Source organism: Inquilinus sp. 2KB_23 (genome assembly GCF_052115705.1).
Lineage (GTDB): Bacteria > Pseudomonadota > Alphaproteobacteria > DSM-16000 > Inquilinaceae > Inquilinus > Inquilinus ginsengisoli_A.
This window is the reverse complement of sequence record NZ_JBFRHF010000090.1, coordinates 1-846: the sequence shown is the minus strand read 5'-3', so window position 1 is coordinate 846 and position 846 is coordinate 1. Positions and strand designations below refer to the sequence as shown.

The following is an 846-nucleotide window of genomic DNA, read 5'->3' as shown; positions in this document are numbered from 1 at the left end:
GGCGGGCCGGACGGATGCGGCGCTGGAGGAGCTGGTTGGGTTCTTCGTGAACACGCTGGTGCTGCGGACGGATGTGTCGGGTGATCCGAGCTTCCGGGAGCTGTTGGGCCGGGTGCGGAACTGGGACCTGTCGGCCTATGCGCATCAGGACCTGCCGTTCGAGCGCCTGGTCGAAGCCCTCAACCCCACCCGATCGCTCGGACGCCATCCCCTGTTCCAGGTCATGCTCGCCTTCCAGAACACCGATCACGCAACGCTGCGGCTGCCGGGGCTGGACGCCTCCATCGAGCCGGTCGTCACCCACACGAGCAAATATGATCTCGCGTTCAACATCTCGGAGCAGCGGGATCGGGAGGGCCGGGAGGCGGGGCTCGAAGGGCTGCTGGAATACAGCACGGACCTGTTCGACCGGGAGACGGCGGCGGGGCTGGTGTCGCGGCTGGTGCGGCTTCTGCGCTCGGTGGTGTCGGATCCATCGCAGTCGGTGGGCCGGATCGAGCTTCTGGATGCGGAGGAGCGGTCCCGTCTGCTGTCGGGTTGGAATGCGACGGATCGGGCGGTGCCTGGCGGGACGGTGCCGGATCTGTTCGAGGCGCAGATGCGCCGGACGCCGGAAGCAGTGGCGCTGGAGCATGGCGGCGAGGTGGTGAGCTATGCGGAGCTGAACCGCCGTGCGAACCGGCTGGCGCATGTGCTGATCGGCCGGGGGATCGGCCCGGAGAGCGTGGTGGGGATAGCGCTGCCGCGTTCGGTGTCGATGGTGGTGTCGGTGCTGGGTGTGCTGAAGGCGGGGGCCGCATACCTGCCGCTGGACCCGGAGTATCCGGCGGACCGGCTGGGCTACAT

General features: G+C 68.4%; 1 protein-coding gene. It reads left to right on the top strand.

Going from position 1 to position 846, the window contains the following annotated elements:
- On the top strand, window positions 1-846 hold an 846-nt coding region (locus AB4112_RS36020; protein WP_441727281.1), incomplete at both ends, for a condensation domain-containing protein.